Below are 15,440 nucleotides of genomic sequence, written 5' to 3'. Positions count from 1 at the left end.
CCGAACGAACAGATGGACCAGTGGCTGAACCAGAAGCTGGACGAACTGCTGCCTTCGAAGCTGGAGGCGATCGAGGAGTCGCAGATTCCGGCGATGTCGATCATTGCGACCAAGGGCACGCTGGACTGGGCGTATCCGCCCTTCATTCTGGCCTCGACGGCGGCCGCGCTGGGGTGGGAGACGAGCGTTTTCTTCACCTTCTATGGGTTGCTGCTGCTGAAGAAGGAGATTCCCTGCGAGGTGAGCCCGCTGGGCAACCCGGCGATGCCGATGAAGATGCCGTTTGGTCCCAAGTGGTTCCAGAACATTTCCTGGCCGATGCCGAACCTGATCATGGCGGGCATACCGGGGTTCGAGAAGGTGGCCACGTCGCTGATGAAGAAGACGTTCAAGAACAAGGGCGTGGCGACGGTGGAGGAGCTGCGGGACCTGTGCATCGAGGCGGAGGTGAAGATGTATGCCTGCCAGATGACGGTGGACGTGTTCGGCTTCAGTCATGACGAGTTCATCGATGGCGTGGACTATGTGGGCGCGACCTACTTTCTGCCGGTGGCGAGGAAGTCGGACGTGTGCCTGTTCATCTGAGGCGGGTGCTTCCCACCCAGAAAGGCCCCGCTTCGGCGGGGCCTTTCTGTTTGAGGGATGCGGGGGAAGTCGCGAGTCAGGCGTGAGGGGACAGGCTGCGGCGGCCGCCGATCCTGCTGTGACATGCGCTTTCACAGTCTTCCTTTCCGTGGATGCAGTGGATTCCGTGGCCAGCCCGTTCAACCCTGAAGTCCACTCCGAACAGGACCATGGACGCGGGTGCGTGGGCGGTCGCGCTGTGGGAAAATACGGCCTTTGCCCCGAACCGAACCCGATGACCGAGTCCGCCCCCTCCGTTTCCGCCTCGTTTGAACCGGCCGATCCGCGCCGTCCGCCGCTGCCCCGGGCCACCTGCCAGCTCGCCTGGGGCCGGTTGTATGGTGACGCCCTGCCGCTGGCAATCGCGCAGGCAGCCCGGGTCCATGCCGGCCCGGTGGTGGTGCTGGCCGAGGATCCGGCCCAGGCGGATCGACTGCGTGCCCAGTTACCCTGGTTCGCCGGGGCGGAGCTGCCGCTGCTGGGGTTCCCCGACTGGGAGACCCTGCCCTACGACGCTTTTTCGCCACACCAGGACATCATTTCGGAGCGGATCGAAACCCTGTATCGGCTGCCCTCGCTGGCGCGGGGCTTCGTGGTCATGGCGGCCCCGACCCTGCTGCAGCGGCTGGCGCCGCCGGCCTACGTCCAGGCCACCGGGCTGATGCTCTCTACCGGCGAGCGGATCGACCTCGACAGTCTGCGCAACCGGTTCGAGCAGGCCGGCTACCAGTGCGTGGCCCAGGTGATGGAACACGGCGAGTTTGCGGTGCGCGGCTCGCTGGTGGACGTCTACCCCATGGGCAGTGCCCTGCCCTACCGCATCGATCTGTTCGACGACGAGATCGAGACCCTGCGCACTTTCGATCCCGAGACCCAGCGTTCGATCGAGAAGGTCGACAACGTGCGCCTGTTGCCGGCACGCGAGTTCCCGTTCACGGAACAGGCTATCCGGCACTTCCGCCAGGCCTGGCGCCGCCGCTTCGAGGGCGACCCCCGGCGCAGCGGCCTGTACCGCGACGTCAGCCAGGGGCTGGCGCCAGCGGGCATCGAGTACTATCTGCCGCTGTTCCATGACAAGATGGCCAGCCTGTTCGACTATCTGCCGGACAACACGCTGTTCATCGCCCTGCCCGGCAGCCTGGAGACGCTGGAGGCCTTCCACAGCGATCTCGAGGCCCGCCACGAACAGCGGCAGCATGACAGCGAGCGCCCCATCCTGGCGCCGGACGAGCTGTATCTGGCGCCGCAGGAGGTCACCGCGTCGCTCTCGGCCCGGCCGCGCATCCTCCTGCAACGGTTCGAGTTCCCGAACCCCGCTGCCGAACAGATCAATTTTGCCACCGCTGCCCTGCCCGATGTTTCCATCAAGCCGCGTGCCGCAGAGCCCGCCGACCGCCTGCGGAGCTTTCTGGACCGCTTCCCCGGCCGCGTGCTGATTACCGCCGAGTCTGCGGGGCGGCGCGAGTACCTGCAGGACCTGCTGCGTGACCAGGGACTGCGGCCACAGCTGGTGGAGGGCTGGCAGGACTTCGCGCGCGGGGATGCGCACCCTGCACTGACGGTGGCGCCGCTGGAGGAAGGCCTGCTGCTGGATGCCGCCGGCATCGCCCTGGTGACCGAGACCCAGTTGCTCGGCCGGCGGGTGGAGCAGGCGCGGCGGCGGCGCAAGGGGCGTGACGCCGAACGGGTGGTCGCAGACCTCAACGATCTCGCCATCGGCGCGCCGGTGGTGCACGAGGACCATGGGGTCGGGCGCTTTCTGGGCCTCAACCGGCTGGAGGTCGGTGGCCAGGTGCAGGAATTCCTGACCCTGGAATATGCCGGCGGCGACAAGCTGTACGTGCCGGTGTCCTCGCTGCACCTGGTCAGCCGCTATACCGGGGCCAGTCCCGAGGCGGCACCGCTGCACCGGCTGGGCAGCGACCAGTGGCAGAAGGCCCGGCGCAAGGCCGCCGAGCGGGTGCGGGACGTGGCCGCGGAGCTGCTCGACATCCATGCCCGGCGCGCCGCGCGCAAGGGCCACGCCTTCGAGGTACATACCGAGGAGTACCGCCAGTTCGCCTCGGCCTTCCCCTTCGAGGAGACCCCGGACCAGCAGTCGGCCATCGAGGCCGTGCTGGCGGACATGGCCGCACCCCAACCCATGGACCGCGTGGTATGCGGCGATGTCGGTTTCGGCAAGACCGAGGTGGCCATGCGCGCGGCCTTCGTGGCCGCGACCGCCGGCCGCCAGGTGGCGGTGCTGGTGCCCACGACCCTGCTTGCCCAGCAGCACTACGAGAACTTCCGCGATCGCATGGCCGACTGGCCCATCCGCATCGAGGTGTTGTCCCGCTTCCGTTCCGGCAGGCAGCAGCAGGCGGTACTGGCCGATCTGGCAGCGGGCAAGGTCGATATTCTGATCGGGACCCACAAGATCCTGCAGCCCGAGGTGCGTTTCGCCAATCTGGGGCTGGTGGTGATCGACGAGGAGCACCGCTTCGGCGTGCGCCAGAAGGAGCGGCTCAAGGCCCTGCGTGCCGAGGTGGACCTGCTCACCCTCACGGCCACGCCGATTCCGCGCACCCTGAACATGGCGTTGTCCGGGCTGCGCGACCTGTCCATCATCGCCACGCCACCGGCGGAGCGCACTGCGATCAAGACCTTCGTCGGCGAATGGGACGCGCCCACCGTGCGCGAGGCCTGCCTGCGCGAGATTCGCCGCGGTGGCCAGGTGTATTTCCTGCACAACGAGGTGGAAAGCATCGAGCGCATGGCGCGTGAGCTGGCCGAGCTGGTGCCGGAGGCCACGGTCAGCATCGGCCACGGCCAGATGCGCGAGCGCGAGCTGGAACAGGTGATGCTGGACTTCTATCATCGCCGCTCCAACCTGCTGGTGTGCACCACCATCATCGAAAGCGGTATCGACGTCCCCACCGCCAACACCATCATCATCAACCGCGCCGACAAGCTGGGTCTGGCGCAGCTCCACCAGTTGCGCGGCCGGGTGGGGCGCTCGCACCATCGTGCCTACGCCTATCTGATCACCCCGCCCCGACAGGCCATGACCCCCGATGCCATCAAGCGCCTGGAGGCCATCGAGTCGCTGGAGGATCTGGGTGCCGGCTTCTCGCTGGCCACCCATGACCTGGAGATCCGTGGTGCCGGCGAGCTGCTCGGTGACGAGCAGAGCGGCCAGATCCAGGAGGTCGGCTTCACCCTGTATGCCGAGCTGCTGGAACGCGCCGTGCGCTCGCTGAAGGCCGGGGAGCAGCCGCAGCTCGACCGGCCGCTGGATCACGGTGCGGAGATCGAGCTGGGGCTGCCGGCGTTGATTCCCGAGGACTATCTGCCGGATGTGCATGGCCGGCTGATTCTCTACAAGCGCATTGCCAGCGCCCCGGATGCCGAGGCCCTGCGCGATCTGCAGGTGGAGATGATCGACCGTTTCGGACTGCTGCCAGAGCCGGTGAAGAACCTGTTCACGCTGACCGAGCTCAAGCTCATGGCATTGCCGCTGGGCATCGCCAAGATCGACTTCGGCACGCGCGGCGGCCGGGTCCAGTTCCGCGCCGAGACGGCGGTCGATCCCGCCCGGCTGGTGGCGCTGATCCAGTCCGAACCGGCGCGCTACCGGCTGGACGGCGACCGGCTGCGCATTCTGGACGAGCTGCCGGACCCGCTGGCGCGGGTCGAGGCCGTGCGCGCGTTGCTGGCGGCATTGCGGGGATGAACACGATGCGGCAAGCTCTCGACATGTACCGATACATTCCGCTGCTTCTGCTGTGCCTCGCCCTGCCCCTCCGGGCGGCGCCCGAGGAGACCTGGTACCAGGTCGAGCTGATGGTGTTCGCCTCGCGGCTGCCCGACGATGGCGAGGAACTCTGGCGTCCGGCACCCCCGCCTGACGCCCTCGACAGCGCCGTGCCCGTCGGCGAGCTGGGCACGCTGCGGCCAGTGCCGGCGAAGGACTGGGAACTCGGCAACCTCTACGCGGCCATCGACCGTTCCGATCTCTACCAGGCGCTCTGGTACCAGGTGTGGCGGCAGCCGGGCTGGGACCGCAACGACGCAGTGTCGATCCGCGTGGCCGCGGGCGCAACGGACATGGAGGGACATTCGGTGCTGGAAGGCACCCTGCGCCTGTATCGCGGCCGTTACCTGCACCTGCAGGCCGACCTGCGCTATGCCGACCCGGAACTGGGGCCGGGCGAAGGCTTCGAACCCCTGCGGGTCGCGCTACGGCAGTCGCGGCGCATGCGCAGCGGCGAGCTGCACTATCTGGATCATCCCCGGCTGGGGATCCTGGTGCGGGTCACGCCAGTGGAAAGCGACTGATATCAGGCCGGCGCGCTTGCCGGATCTCAGCCGTCCTCCTCCAGTCTCCTCACTCGCTCCAGCATGTCTGCGGCATGGCCTTCCGCGCTGACCCCATAGAGCGCCTCGCGGATGATGCCGTTGCGGTCGATAAGAAAGGTCGAGCGCACGATGCCCATGTGTTTCTCGCCGTTGCGCGCCTTCTCCTGCCAGACACCGTACTGTTCGCAGACCTGGCCGTCGACGTCCGCCAGCAGGGGCACCCGCAGGCCGAACTTGTCACGGAAGGCACAGTGGCTGGCGGTGTCGTCACGGCTCACGCCCAGCACCACCGTGTGCAGGGCCTCGAACTCGGGCAGCAGACGGGTAAAGTCCTGTGCCTCCACCGTGCAGCCGGGGGTGTCGTCCTTCGGATAGAAGTAGAGCACGACGTTCTTCTCGTCGCGGAATTCGGACAGATGGACCCGTTCGCCGTCGCTTTCGGGCAGTCCGAAGCCGGGGGCGCGATCACCGGGTTTCAACATGGTCGTTCCTCCCGTTCAGAGCATGGGGATCACGGTTTCCAGCAGCTTGCGCACCCGCGCCATGCCTTCCCTGAGATTGCGCTCGATGGCCTCCATGCTGAGGGCCTCGTCACCACGTCCGGCCGCCCGGTTGGCCACCACGGCGCAGGTGGCATAGCACAGGTCCAGTTCGCGCGCCAGCGCGCTTTCCGGCATGCCGGTCATGCCGACCATGCTGCAGCCGTCGCGTTCCAGCCGGTTGACCTCGGCCGCGGTTTCCAGCCGCGGCCCCTGGGTGGCGCCATAGGTGCCGTTGTCCACCGCCTCGATGCCGGCTCTGGCAGCACCCTCGATCAGCACGGACCGGAGTGCCTCGCAGTAGGGCTCGGTGAAATCGATGTGGGTAACGCCGGACCTGCCTTCACCGAAGAAGGTGTGTTCCCGGCCGTAGGTGTAGTCGATGATCTGGTCCGGAAAGGCCAGCACGCCGGGCGCCATGTCGGAACGGATCCCGCCCACTGCGGCGACCGCGATCACCTTCTTCACGCCAATGTACTGCAGGGCCCAGAGATTGGCGCGGTAGTTGACCAGGTGGGGCGGAATGGTGTGGGCGGTGCCATGCCGGGGCAGGAACACCGCCTGCACACCGCAGATGCGGCCATGGGTCAGTGGACTGGACGGTTCTCCGTAGGGCGTTTGCAGGACTTCGCGGCGCTCGATCTCCAGATTCTTGAGCTGGGTCAGTCCGGTGCCGCCAATGATTGCGAGTTCTGCCATGTGGAGTCTCTAGGTTGATTCGCCGACGGCATGAATGCCGGGCAGGTTGCGATGATAGTTGTGATAGTCCATGCCGCAGCCGAACAGGTAGCGATCCTCCAGTTCCAGCCCGACGAAATCCGCCTCGATCTCCTCAATGCAACGGTCATGCAGCTTGCGCACCAGCACGGCCGTGGTCACCGAACGCGCCCCGGCCTGCCTCAGCCAGTCGACGATGGCAGCCAGGGTCAGGCCCTCATCCAGGATGTCGTCCAGCACCAGCACATTGCGGCCCTCGACCGGCAGCGTGGGGCGTGCAATCCAGTGTAGTGTGTCACCCCCCCGGGTTTCGCCCCGATAGCGGCTGGCATGGATGTAGTCGAGCTGCAACGGGAAGTCCAGCAAGGGCAGCAACTGGCCAGTGAAGATCAGGCCGCCGGTCATCACCGACAGCACCAGAGGATCGCTGTCGCTCAGACGGTCGCTGATGCCAGCCGCCATGGTCTCCAGCGTCGCCTGTACCTGTTCCGGGGAGACGAGCTGATCGGATTCGGCGAGCACCCTTGCCGCGGTTCGGGCGTCTATGGGCATGCGATAGTGTTCCTGGCTTGGGTCAGTAGGTAAAAACGACGGTATCCTCGTTCATGGCCTCGCTGATGACATAGACCGCACCGATGGTTTCGCCAATCTCGGCGATCAGCTCGCCCTCGGGCGCCTTGCCCAGCGGGGCGCACAGCTTGAACCGGGCGCCATTGTCCACGGCCTCCCGGATCAGGTCCAGTGCCGTGCGCGGCGGGTCGCTGTCCAGACTCAGCCGGGCGGCGACATCGGCAGTGGCCAGACACGCACAGCGGCCGCTCAGTATCACCTCCACCTCATAGGACATGGCCGAGGCGACATTGGCCTGCACCAGCGGCGGAATCACTTCCAGCGGATAGGCGGGATCGCTGTTGGCCAGCACGATGATGAGCTTCTCTGCCACGGTGTCAGTACTCCAGCAAGTCGGTCAGCGATTCGGCCGCACGCTCGGCGGCCCGCCAGCCTTCGTCGATCGCCTCGCTGGCGCGGTGGAACTCCATCAGGCGGATGTGGGCCAGCCGTGGCGTGAGCAGGACGTCTGGCGGATCACCCGCCATGCGCGCCCGGGTCAGGCGCACCTGCATGATGTACACGCTCTGGGCGACCACATCGATCAGCGAGGGCGCGCCGTTGCCGTTGCCGAAAAGCTGATTCCGCCACTGTCCTGCCGGCTCGGCGATCACGGCAGAGAACAGACCGCGCCAGTCCCGTTTGCGCAGCAGCTCGCCCAGCGCCTTCTCCTCCGCCGTTTCCCTGCCGGAAGAACGTGTCGGAGGCCGCAGGCGATGGCGGGTTCGGGTGAGCAGGTCGGCATTGAGATCGACGGCGATGATGCGGTCGGCACCCAGGGCGCGGCACAGGGACACGGGCACCGGATTGGCCAGTCCGCCATCGACCAGCCAGCGCTCGTCCTGGCGAACCGGCGTGAACAGGCCGGGAAGTGCGATGGACGCACGGATGGCACTGTACAGGGAACCCTCGTTCAGCCAGACCTCCTGACCGCTGAACAGGTCGGTGGCGACAGCGCCATAAGGACGGTCGAGTGACTCTATGGGGCAGTCCTGGAAATACTGCGCGAAAAATTCGATCAGCTTGCCACCCTCGATAAGCCCGCCATTGAAGCTGACATCCAGGAAAGCGACGATGTCACGCCATTCCAGCGTGCGCACCCAGTCTTCAAGTTGGCCCAGCCGGCCACTGACCTCGGCACCGCCGACGATGGCGCCGATGGAAGTGCCGCAGACCACCTCGGGGCGGATACCGACCGATTCGAGATAGCGCAGTACGCCGATGTGGGCCCAGCCGCGTGCCGCGCCGCCGCCCAGTGCCAGCCCGATGCGGGGCTTGCGTCCCATGCCAGCTCAGCCCGTGGCCGGTGCCGGTTCAGGTGAGGGCAACCCGTCGGCCATATGCAGGGTGCGGGTCGGGTAGGCGATCTCGGCGCCGTGTGCCGCGATGATGTCCGCGATCTTCAGCAGGATTTCCTGCTTGATGCGGTGGAACTCCGTCCACACCGTGGTATGGGTGAAGGTGTAGACGAAGAAGTCGATGGACGAGGCGTTGAAGGCATTGAAGTGGACCATCAGCGTCTGCGATTCGTCGATGGCCGGGTGCGCGACCAGCATCTCCCGTACCTCGCGGGTGATGGCGTCCATCTTGTCGATGTCCTCGTAGCGGATGCCGATGGTCTCGTAGATGCGTCGATGCGTCATGCGCTGCGGGTTCTCCACTGCGATGCTGGTGAAGACCGAGTTGGGTACATAGATGGGGCGCTTGTCGAAGGTGCGGATGCGCGTCAGGCGCCAGCCGATCTGCTCCACCGTGCCCTCGATGTCGCGGTCGGGGGAACGGATCCAGTCGCCCACCGCGAAGGGCCGGTCGAGGTAGACCATCAGGCCGCCAAAGAAATTGGCCAGCAGATCCTTGGCCGCAAAGCCGACGGCGATACCGCCGATACCGCCGAAGGCGAGCACGCCGGAAATGCTGAAACCCAGTGTCTGCAGCGCAACCAGAACCGCAGTGATGACGATGGAGGCCCGCAACAGCCGACCGATGGCCTCGATGGTGGTACGGTCGTAGTGGATGTCCTCGCGCTGGTGACGCTCGATCAGGTTGTTCTGAACGTTGGTGGTCAGGCGGATCAGGAACCAGGCCAGGATGCCGATGATGGCAACATCCCGGACCGGGTCCACGGCCTCGAACAGGGTCGTGCCGGTTTCCCGGAGAACGATCTCGCCGGCGAAGGCGATGCCCACCACCCAGATCAGCACGGTCAGCGGCCGGCGCATGGCATCGATCAGTGCATCGTCCCAGGGGGTACGGGTGACCTGCAGGCGAGCGTGCAGACGCTTGAGCAGGCGGCGCGCGATGTAGCTGACCAGCAGGGCCGCGAAGATGACCACGAAGATCTGGGCGATCCAGGTGTTGTCACCCAGCCAGCTCCGCAGCGGTTCGAGCAGTGCGTTGGGGTCCATGGTGATCAGGCCTTCCTACATGTCCATGTCGAGCAGGGGTTCCTGGTCATAGCCGCGCACCCGATCGCGCGCCTCGATCCAGGCCGGGTCACGGTGCAGCGCTTCCCAGTCGGGCGCCGGTTGCCGCCCGTGCAGCCGTGTCAGGCGCAGTTGCGCGGCGGGATCGGCGTGGCCACGCAGCCGGTCGACGGCGGCATCGGCATCGTCCGGTGCATTGCAGACCAGTACCATATCACAGCCCGCCTTCAGCGCGGCATGGGCACGGTCGGGCACCTCACCGGCGGCCTCGGCGGCAACCATGCTCAGGTCGTCGGAGAAGATGGCGCCCTGGAAGCCCAGCTCGCCGCGCAGGCAGTCGCGCAGCCAGAAGGGTGAAAAACCCGCGAGACGATCGTCGATGGCGCTGTAGCGTACATGCGCGATCATCATGCCGGGCAGCCCCTGGTGAATCAGGCGCTCGAAGGGCACCAGGTCTTCCAGTTGCAGGTCGGCGAGGCTGCGGGTGTCGTGCGGCAAGGCCACATGCGAGTCCTCGTACACGCCGCCGTGACCGGGGAAGTGCTTGCCGACCGCGGCCATGCCGGCCCGCTTCATGCCGCGCTGGTAGGCGCCGGCCAGGCGGGCGATGACCTCGGGGTTGCGATGGAAGGCCCGGTCGCCGATCACCGGGCAGAGGTCCCGCCCGATGTCCAGTACCGGCGCAAAGGACAGATCCACGCCCACGGCGCGCAGCTCGATCGCCATCAGCCAGCCACTCAGTTCGGCCAGCGTCTCTGCCTCGCGGGGATCGCGGTCGTGTACCAGGCCCAGTTCCGCCACCGGCGGCAGACGGGTGAAGCCGTCGCGGAAGCGCTGCACCCGCCCGCCCTCGTGATCGACGGCCACCAGCAGGTGCGGATCACGCAGGGCGTGGATCTCGCTCACCAGTGCGCGGATCTGTTCCGGAGATTCGTAGTTGCGGGTAAACAGCAGCACGCCACCGACCTCCGGCCGTAGCAGCCGGCGGCGTTCGCTCTCGGTGAGCGCCTTGCCCTGCAGGTCCACCATCACCGGCCCCAGTGTCATGCCGTCGCCCTCCCGCTTCGGATGTCACTGCGCACGTCGAGACGATCGCGCAGGCGGTCGCCCAGCAAATTGACTGCCAGCACCACCAGCACCATGGCCAGCCCCGGCACGAGGACCATGTGCGGCGCCACCAGCAGGTAGCGGGTACCGTCGCGGATCATGCTGCCCCAGGAGGCGGCGGGCGGTTGCACGCCCAGCCCGAGAAAGGACAGGCTGGCCTCGGCGATCACCACCGAGGCCACGCCGAAGGTCGCCTCCACGATCAGCGGCGCCGCGGCCAGCGGTATGAGGTGTCGCAGCAGGATGCGCCGGTGCCGCGCGCCCAGCGCCTCGGCGGCCTGCACGTGTTCCCGGTGTTTCAGCGCCAGCACCTGGGCACGGGTCAGGCGTGCGTAGCCCACCCAGCCGACCAGGCTGAGCGCAATCACCACGTTGCCGATGCCGGGGCCAAGAATGGCCGCCATCGCGATCGCCAGCAGGATGCCCGGAAAGGCCAGGAACAGGTCGATCAGGTGCACCAGCGTGCGGTCGAGCCAGCCGCCCAGATAGCCGCCCAGACCGCCGATCAGGGTGCCGGCAATGGCCGACACGGCCACCACCCAGAGCGCGACCCAGAACGAGGTCCGGGCGCCCGCCAGCATGCGGTCGAACAGCGGCCGGCCGAGATCGTCGTAGCCCAGCCCGCCCGCCTCCCAGGGCGTGGCCAGGATGCGCTCCAGCCGGATCTGGTCCGGGTTCAGCGGCAGCCAGGGACCGGCCACCGCGGCCGCGGCCCACAGGGCGAGGATCAGCAGCGCGGGATCGAGGCGTCTCATCGGGCCGCTCCCAGCCGGATGCGGGGATCGATGAACCCGTAGAGCAGGTCGGTGAACATGTTGATCAAAACATAGGCGAGGGCGATGAAGAGCACGCAGCCCTGCACCAGCGGGTAATCGCGGGTCTGGATGGCCTCGATGGTGAGCAGGCCGATGCCGGGCCAGGAGAAGATGGTTTCGGTGATCACGGCACCGGCCAGCAGGGCACCGAGCTGCAGGCCGATGACCGTGATTACCGGCAGCAGCGCGTTGGGCAGCGCGTGGCCCAGCAGGACACGTCGCGCGTCCAGGCCCTTGGCGCGCGCGGTGCGGATGTAGTCCTCGCCCAGCACCTCGAGCAGGCTGCTGCGCACCATGCGCGAGAGGATGGCGGCCAGCGACAGGCCAAGAGTCAGCGCCGGCAGCACCACCGAGGCGGGCGCTTCCCGCCCGCTCACCGGAAACCAGCCGAGCCAGAGCGAGAACACCAGGATCAGCAGCGGCCCCAGCCAGAAGTTGGGAATGGACACGCCGAGCAGGGAGAAGACCATGGCGCCGCGGTCCCAGGGCGTGTTGCGCCGTGCCGCGGCCAGCAGGCCCAGTGGCAGCGCCAGCAGCAGGGTCACGCCCAGGCCCGCGGCAGCCAGCTCCAGGGTGGCGGGCAGGCGCTCGGCGATCAGGCGCGTGACCGGCTGCCGCTCGTGCAGCGACAGTCCGAGATCGAGCCGGGCCAGGCCCTCGAACCAGGCCAGCAACTGCGCGCCCAGCGGGCGGTCGAGGCCGAGGTTCTGGCGCAGGGCCTCGCGGTCGGCCGCCGAGGCCGACTCGCCCAGCATCACGTCGACCGGGTCGCCGGGTATCAGGTGAATGAGCAGGAACACCAGCAGCGCGACGCCCAGTACCACGAAGGCGGTCGCAAGCAGGCGGCGGAGGAGCAGTGCTGGCATCGAGTCCCTGTGAGGCAAGGTGCGGGTACCTGGGCACCCCATGATACGCCAAAACCTCCGGAAATCCTGCGGATCGACTTTGCCCGGCAATATGCGGGCTAGGAGACCGCGAGCAGTGCCTGCAGCGGCCGGTTCTCGATCAGCACCCGGGTGCCGACACCGACTGCGTCGAACAGCGCCATGACATCGGTGTTGCGCATGCGCACGCAGCCGTGGGACAAGGGGATACCCATCGGCAGTTCGTCCGGACAGCCGTGGATGTAGATGTAGCGGCGCTGGCTGTCGACATCCCCCAGCCGGTTGCGTCCGGGTTCCATGCCGCACAGCCACAGGATGCGGGTCAGTATCCAGTCCCGGTCCGGCTCGCGTGCCGCGAGCGCCGGGCTGTAGATCTCGCCGGTGGGTCGGCGACCCACGAACACGGTCCCGGGCGGGCAGCCGGCGCCGATGCGGGCGCGGATGCGGTGCCAGCCGGTCGGCGTGCACTCGCTCCCGATGCTTTCGCCGGGCCCGTTGCGCGCGGTGGAGACCGGGTACTCGGCGATCAGGGTCCCGCCGGCCACCAGCGCCAGCCGCTGCTCGGGAATGCTGACCAGGATGCGCCGTTCAGCGCCGGTGGATGTCGATGAGTCCGTCATGATTTCCGTCGAGTGCCAGCCGGTAGCCGGCGATGTCCTCGCGCGCAGCGAGCACGTTGTCCTCGTACCACAGCGGCACGTAAGGCAGGGTCTGCAGCAGCCGCGCCTGCAGTTTCCGGTACAGCACCGCCTGGCTGTCCAGATCCCCTGCCCGTTCCGCGGCCTCGATCAGGGCATCCGTGACCGGGTCGCGGTAGCGGCCGCGATTGGCGCCCGCGGGCGGTATCGATGTGCTGTGGAACACGTAGCGGAAGATGTCCGGGGTCTTGATCCCCACCCAGGCCAGGCTGTACATCTGGAAGCGCCCGGCCTTGATGTCGCCGTAGAAGGTGCCCCAGTCGTAGCTGCGCAGGGCGACCGAAAAGCCGACCCGGCTTAGCTGTTCCTGCAGCACGGTGGCAATGCGGATGCGAAAGGGATCGCTGGAGGTCTTGTAGACCAGCGGCAACGGCTGTTCCGGACCATGACCCAGTTCGGCGAGCAGCGCCCGGGCCGCGGCCGGATCGTGCTCGATGCCGGTCAGTTCCGGGTTGCCGGCCCAGTGATCCGGCGGCAGCAGGCCACCGGCCGGGCGCGCCGCGCCCGCCAGCAGGTAACGGATGATGGCCTCCCGGTCGATGGCCCGGGCGATGGCCTGGCGTACCTTCAGCTGGCCGGTGACGGGATCTTCGAGGTTGAATCCCAGATAGGCGAAATTGCTGCCGCGGCTGCGTTCCACCCGGATCCCCGGCTGCCGCTCCAGCCAGGCGATCAGTTCACTGTCGAGATCGTTCTGCAGCAGGTCGATCTCGCCGCGGCGCAGCTTGAGGGCGCGCACGGTGGCGTTCTTCACCTCGATCAGTTCCACCTGCTGACCGTCGTCCCGCCGGCGCAGCCGCAGGCGCCCGGCGTCGGGCCAGGCGACCAGCTCGAAGGGTCCGGAACCCTGTGGCCGGCGGGCCAGGTCGCCGGTTGCATCCGCCGGCACGATGCCGATCACCAGGTAGCCGGGAAAGAGCGGATCGGCGCGGTTGAGATGAAAGCGCAGGCTGTCCTCGTCCAGCACCTCGATGCGCTCGATCAGTGCCAGGCTGCCGCGGTGGGGCGATCCGTTCGCCGGATCCAGCACGTAGCGGTAGGTCGCGGCGACGTCCGCGGCGGTCAGGCGCCGACCGTCGCTGAAGGGACGCCGGTCGGCACGGAGCACGAAGCGGTAGCGGGTGGGCGTTTCCCGGACCCAGTGCGCGAGGGCGGGTACGGGCCGCATGCGCTCGTCGAAATCGACCAGCCGCGCGTACAGCAGGCGATTGACACGCGCCGAGGCGGCATCGGTGGCATGACGGGGATCGAGCGTGGTCGGCGCGCTGGCCAGGCCAAACCGGATCACAGCGGGATCGGGTGGCTGTGTGCATCCCCAGAGCAGCAGAGCAACACAGAGCAGCACCCCCGCCAGGCCGAATCTGTCCAGGCCTGTCTTCATTGCCAGGTCCGGTAGGGATGTGCGGCCAGGTACACATTGTAGTAGCGCGGGTCGTCGGAGACCTCCTCGCCCAGCCAGTCCGGCCGCTCGAAGGGCTCGTCCTCGCGCGCCAGTTCGATCTCGGCGACCACCAACCCGGCATTGTCGCCGCCGAAGACGTCGATTTCCCACAGGTGCCGCCCGATGCGGACATGATGACGCACCTTCTCCACGGTATGGCCGATGCACAGCCGGTCCAGCATTTCCTCGGCATCGGCGACCGGGATCTCGTACTGGTATTCCAGCCTGCGGATGCCCAGCTCGGCGCTCTTGATGTTGAGTTCCGCACGATCACCCGCGATCCGCACCCGCACCGAGCTGCGCAGCCCCGACTCGCCCGGCATGCCGGTGAGATACCCCTGGCGATAGCGGGTGCCGGCGTCCGCACCTGTTCGCCAGCCATCGTCGCGTACCAGAAACTTGCGCTCGATTTCGATTGCCATGCGTGATCGTCCGCACGCCCCGCCCGCTGCCGGTGGCGTTCGGGGCATGGTAGAGCAGCCGGGAGGCGAATGGTAGCGATCGACGCCGTGACCGGGTTCCGCGTGCGCTGCATGCGGGCGACATGGCAGATGGCGATGGCAATGATCTCCGCGTTCAGGCGCCGTGCCTTGAGCCTGGCTGCAAATCAGGTGTGTGCGGACAGGTCGTCGAGATGGCGCCGCAGCCGGCGGAAACCGTCCCCGGCCAGGCTGTCGGGCGTCAGCACCCGGCGACGGTTGCGGCGCCTGCCGTCGGGGCGCCAGACCAGGACCAGCAGCCAGGGATGGGACAGACCGCGACCCGTCTGCACCCGGCCCGACAGTCCCTCCAGGTGCAGGCGCCCTCGCCCGTCGATGCGCAACGGGGTGGGATCCAAGCTGTGCCACTGGCGCAGCACGGCATCGACCAGCACTGCCAACGCGACTACCAGAAGCCAGACCGGGGGCCGGCCGAGCACCAGTGCCAGCAGCACGGCCAGCCAGGACAGCGCATACAGGGCGATCAACCACCGCGAACGGCGGACTTCAAGGATCAGCGGGGGCGCGGATTCGTTCGATGACATCGGCAAGTTCCTTCTCGCTGAGTGTCTGGCGACCGAGCAGGACCTCGAACAGGACCTGGTCGGGATAGGACAGCAGGCGCTCGAAGGCCTGCCGTTCGGCAGCCGGTGCCTGATCATAACGCCTTTCCAGGTAGGCGCCCAGCAGCAGGTCGAGTTCGCGCATGCCGCGCCGACACTGCCAGTACAGGCGACCATGGCGGTTCGCTGTGGTGGATGCCATG

17 protein-coding genes are annotated in these 15,440 nt (G+C 67.5%); 3 read left to right on the top strand and 14 right to left on the bottom strand.

The genetic code is table 11. The features are described from left to right. Nucleotides 1-93 precede the first annotated feature (93 nt). The 3 genes from dsrE2 (at nt 94) to MVF76_RS08780 (ending at nt 4,941) form a co-directional block, all read left to right on the top strand. Entirely contained in the window at nt 94-585 is a 492-nt protein-coding gene (gene dsrE2 / locus MVF76_RS08790) for a sulfur carrier protein DsrE2 (protein ID WP_297528437.1), read from the top strand. 274 nt (nt 586-859) lie between these two features. After that, complete coding sequence (gene mfd, locus MVF76_RS08785) at nt 860-4,336, top strand: transcription-repair coupling factor (RefSeq protein ID WP_297528434.1); 3,477 nt, start codon at nt 860-862, stop codon at nt 4,334-4,336. A gap of 23 nt (nt 4,337-4,359) precedes the next feature. Then, nucleotides 4,360-4,941, top strand: a complete 582-nt coding sequence (locus tag MVF76_RS08780; protein ID WP_297528433.1) for a CsiV family protein — start codon at nt 4,360-4,362, stop codon at nt 4,939-4,941. Between the two features lie 26 nt (nt 4,942-4,967). Here MVF76_RS08780 and MVF76_RS08775 read toward each other — a convergent pair whose 3' ends face one another. From MVF76_RS08775 to MVF76_RS08710, 14 genes are all read right to left on the bottom strand, one after another. Then, nucleotides 4,968-5,444 (bottom strand): peroxiredoxin, encoded by a 477-nt coding sequence (locus MVF76_RS08775; RefSeq protein ID WP_297528432.1) that lies wholly within the window; start codon nt 5,442-5,444, stop codon nt 4,968-4,970. 15 nt (nt 5,445-5,459) lie between these two features. Beyond that, nucleotides 5,460-6,200, bottom strand: a complete 741-nt coding sequence (locus MVF76_RS08770) for an S-methyl-5'-thioinosine phosphorylase (protein ID WP_297528431.1) — start codon at nt 6,198-6,200, stop codon at nt 5,460-5,462. A gap of 9 nt (nt 6,201-6,209) precedes the next feature. Then, the gene (locus MVF76_RS08765) at nt 6,210-6,770 is read right to left on the bottom strand and encodes a hypoxanthine-guanine phosphoribosyltransferase (RefSeq protein WP_297528430.1); all 561 of its coding nucleotides are present in this window, start codon (nt 6,768-6,770) and stop codon (nt 6,210-6,212) included. 22 nt (nt 6,771-6,792) lie between these two features. Beyond that, nucleotides 6,793-7,161 (bottom strand): peroxiredoxin, encoded by a 369-nt coding sequence (locus tag MVF76_RS08760; RefSeq protein WP_297528429.1) that lies wholly within the window; start codon nt 7,159-7,161, stop codon nt 6,793-6,795. Between the two features lie 4 nt (nt 7,162-7,165). Next, on the bottom strand, nt 7,166-8,113 hold the full coding sequence (locus MVF76_RS08755) for a patatin-like phospholipase family protein (RefSeq protein ID WP_297528428.1): 948 nt from the start codon (nt 8,111-8,113) through the stop codon (nt 7,166-7,168). A gap of 6 nt (nt 8,114-8,119) precedes the next feature. Next, nucleotides 8,120-9,232, bottom strand: coding sequence for a mechanosensitive ion channel family protein (locus MVF76_RS08750; RefSeq protein WP_297528427.1), 1,113 nt, complete (start codon nt 9,230-9,232; stop codon nt 8,120-8,122). 15 nt (nt 9,233-9,247) lie between these two features. Next, nucleotides 9,248-10,297, bottom strand: a complete 1,050-nt coding sequence (nagZ, locus tag MVF76_RS08745) for a beta-N-acetylhexosaminidase (protein WP_317622955.1) — start codon at nt 10,295-10,297, stop codon at nt 9,248-9,250. Continuing rightward, nucleotides 10,294-11,112 (bottom strand): ABC transporter permease, encoded by an 819-nt coding sequence (locus MVF76_RS08740; protein WP_297528426.1) that lies wholly within the window; start codon nt 11,110-11,112, stop codon nt 10,294-10,296. Before MVF76_RS08740 ends, nagZ begins: the two co-directional genes overlap by 4 nt. Then, on the bottom strand, nt 11,109-12,038 hold the full coding sequence (gene nikB, locus MVF76_RS08735; RefSeq protein ID WP_297528425.1) for a nickel ABC transporter permease: 930 nt from the start codon (nt 12,036-12,038) through the stop codon (nt 11,109-11,111). Before nikB ends, MVF76_RS08740 begins: the two co-directional genes overlap by 4 nt. Before the next feature lie 98 nt (nt 12,039-12,136). Further along, the gene (locus MVF76_RS08730; RefSeq protein ID WP_297528424.1) at nt 12,137-12,676 is read right to left on the bottom strand and encodes a L,D-transpeptidase; all 540 of its coding nucleotides are present in this window, start codon (nt 12,674-12,676) and stop codon (nt 12,137-12,139) included. After that, entirely contained in the window at nt 12,645-14,135 is a 1,491-nt protein-coding gene (locus MVF76_RS08725; protein WP_297528423.1) for an ABC transporter substrate-binding protein, read from the bottom strand. The genes MVF76_RS08730 and MVF76_RS08725 overlap by 32 nt, the downstream gene beginning before the upstream one ends. Then, the gene (locus tag MVF76_RS08720) at nt 14,132-14,617 is read right to left on the bottom strand and encodes a CYTH domain-containing protein (RefSeq protein ID WP_297528422.1); all 486 of its coding nucleotides are present in this window, start codon (nt 14,615-14,617) and stop codon (nt 14,132-14,134) included. The genes MVF76_RS08725 and MVF76_RS08720 overlap by 4 nt, the downstream gene beginning before the upstream one ends. 185 nt (nt 14,618-14,802) lie before the next feature. Beyond that, nucleotides 14,803-15,219, bottom strand: a complete 417-nt coding sequence (locus MVF76_RS08715; RefSeq protein WP_297528421.1) for a protein YgfX — start codon at nt 15,217-15,219, stop codon at nt 14,803-14,805. After that, on the bottom strand, nt 15,182-15,439 hold the full coding sequence (locus MVF76_RS08710) for an FAD assembly factor SdhE (protein WP_297528420.1): 258 nt from the start codon (nt 15,437-15,439) through the stop codon (nt 15,182-15,184). Before MVF76_RS08710 ends, MVF76_RS08715 begins: the two co-directional genes overlap by 38 nt. Between the last annotated feature and the right edge of the window lies 1 nt (nt 15,440).

This window comes from Thiohalobacter sp., from assembly GCF_027000115.1.
Classification (GTDB): Bacteria; Pseudomonadota; Gammaproteobacteria; order Thiohalobacterales; family Thiohalobacteraceae; genus JALTON01.
Note: the sequence above shows the minus strand (reverse complement) of the source record. Positions and strands in the feature narration are given on the sequence as shown.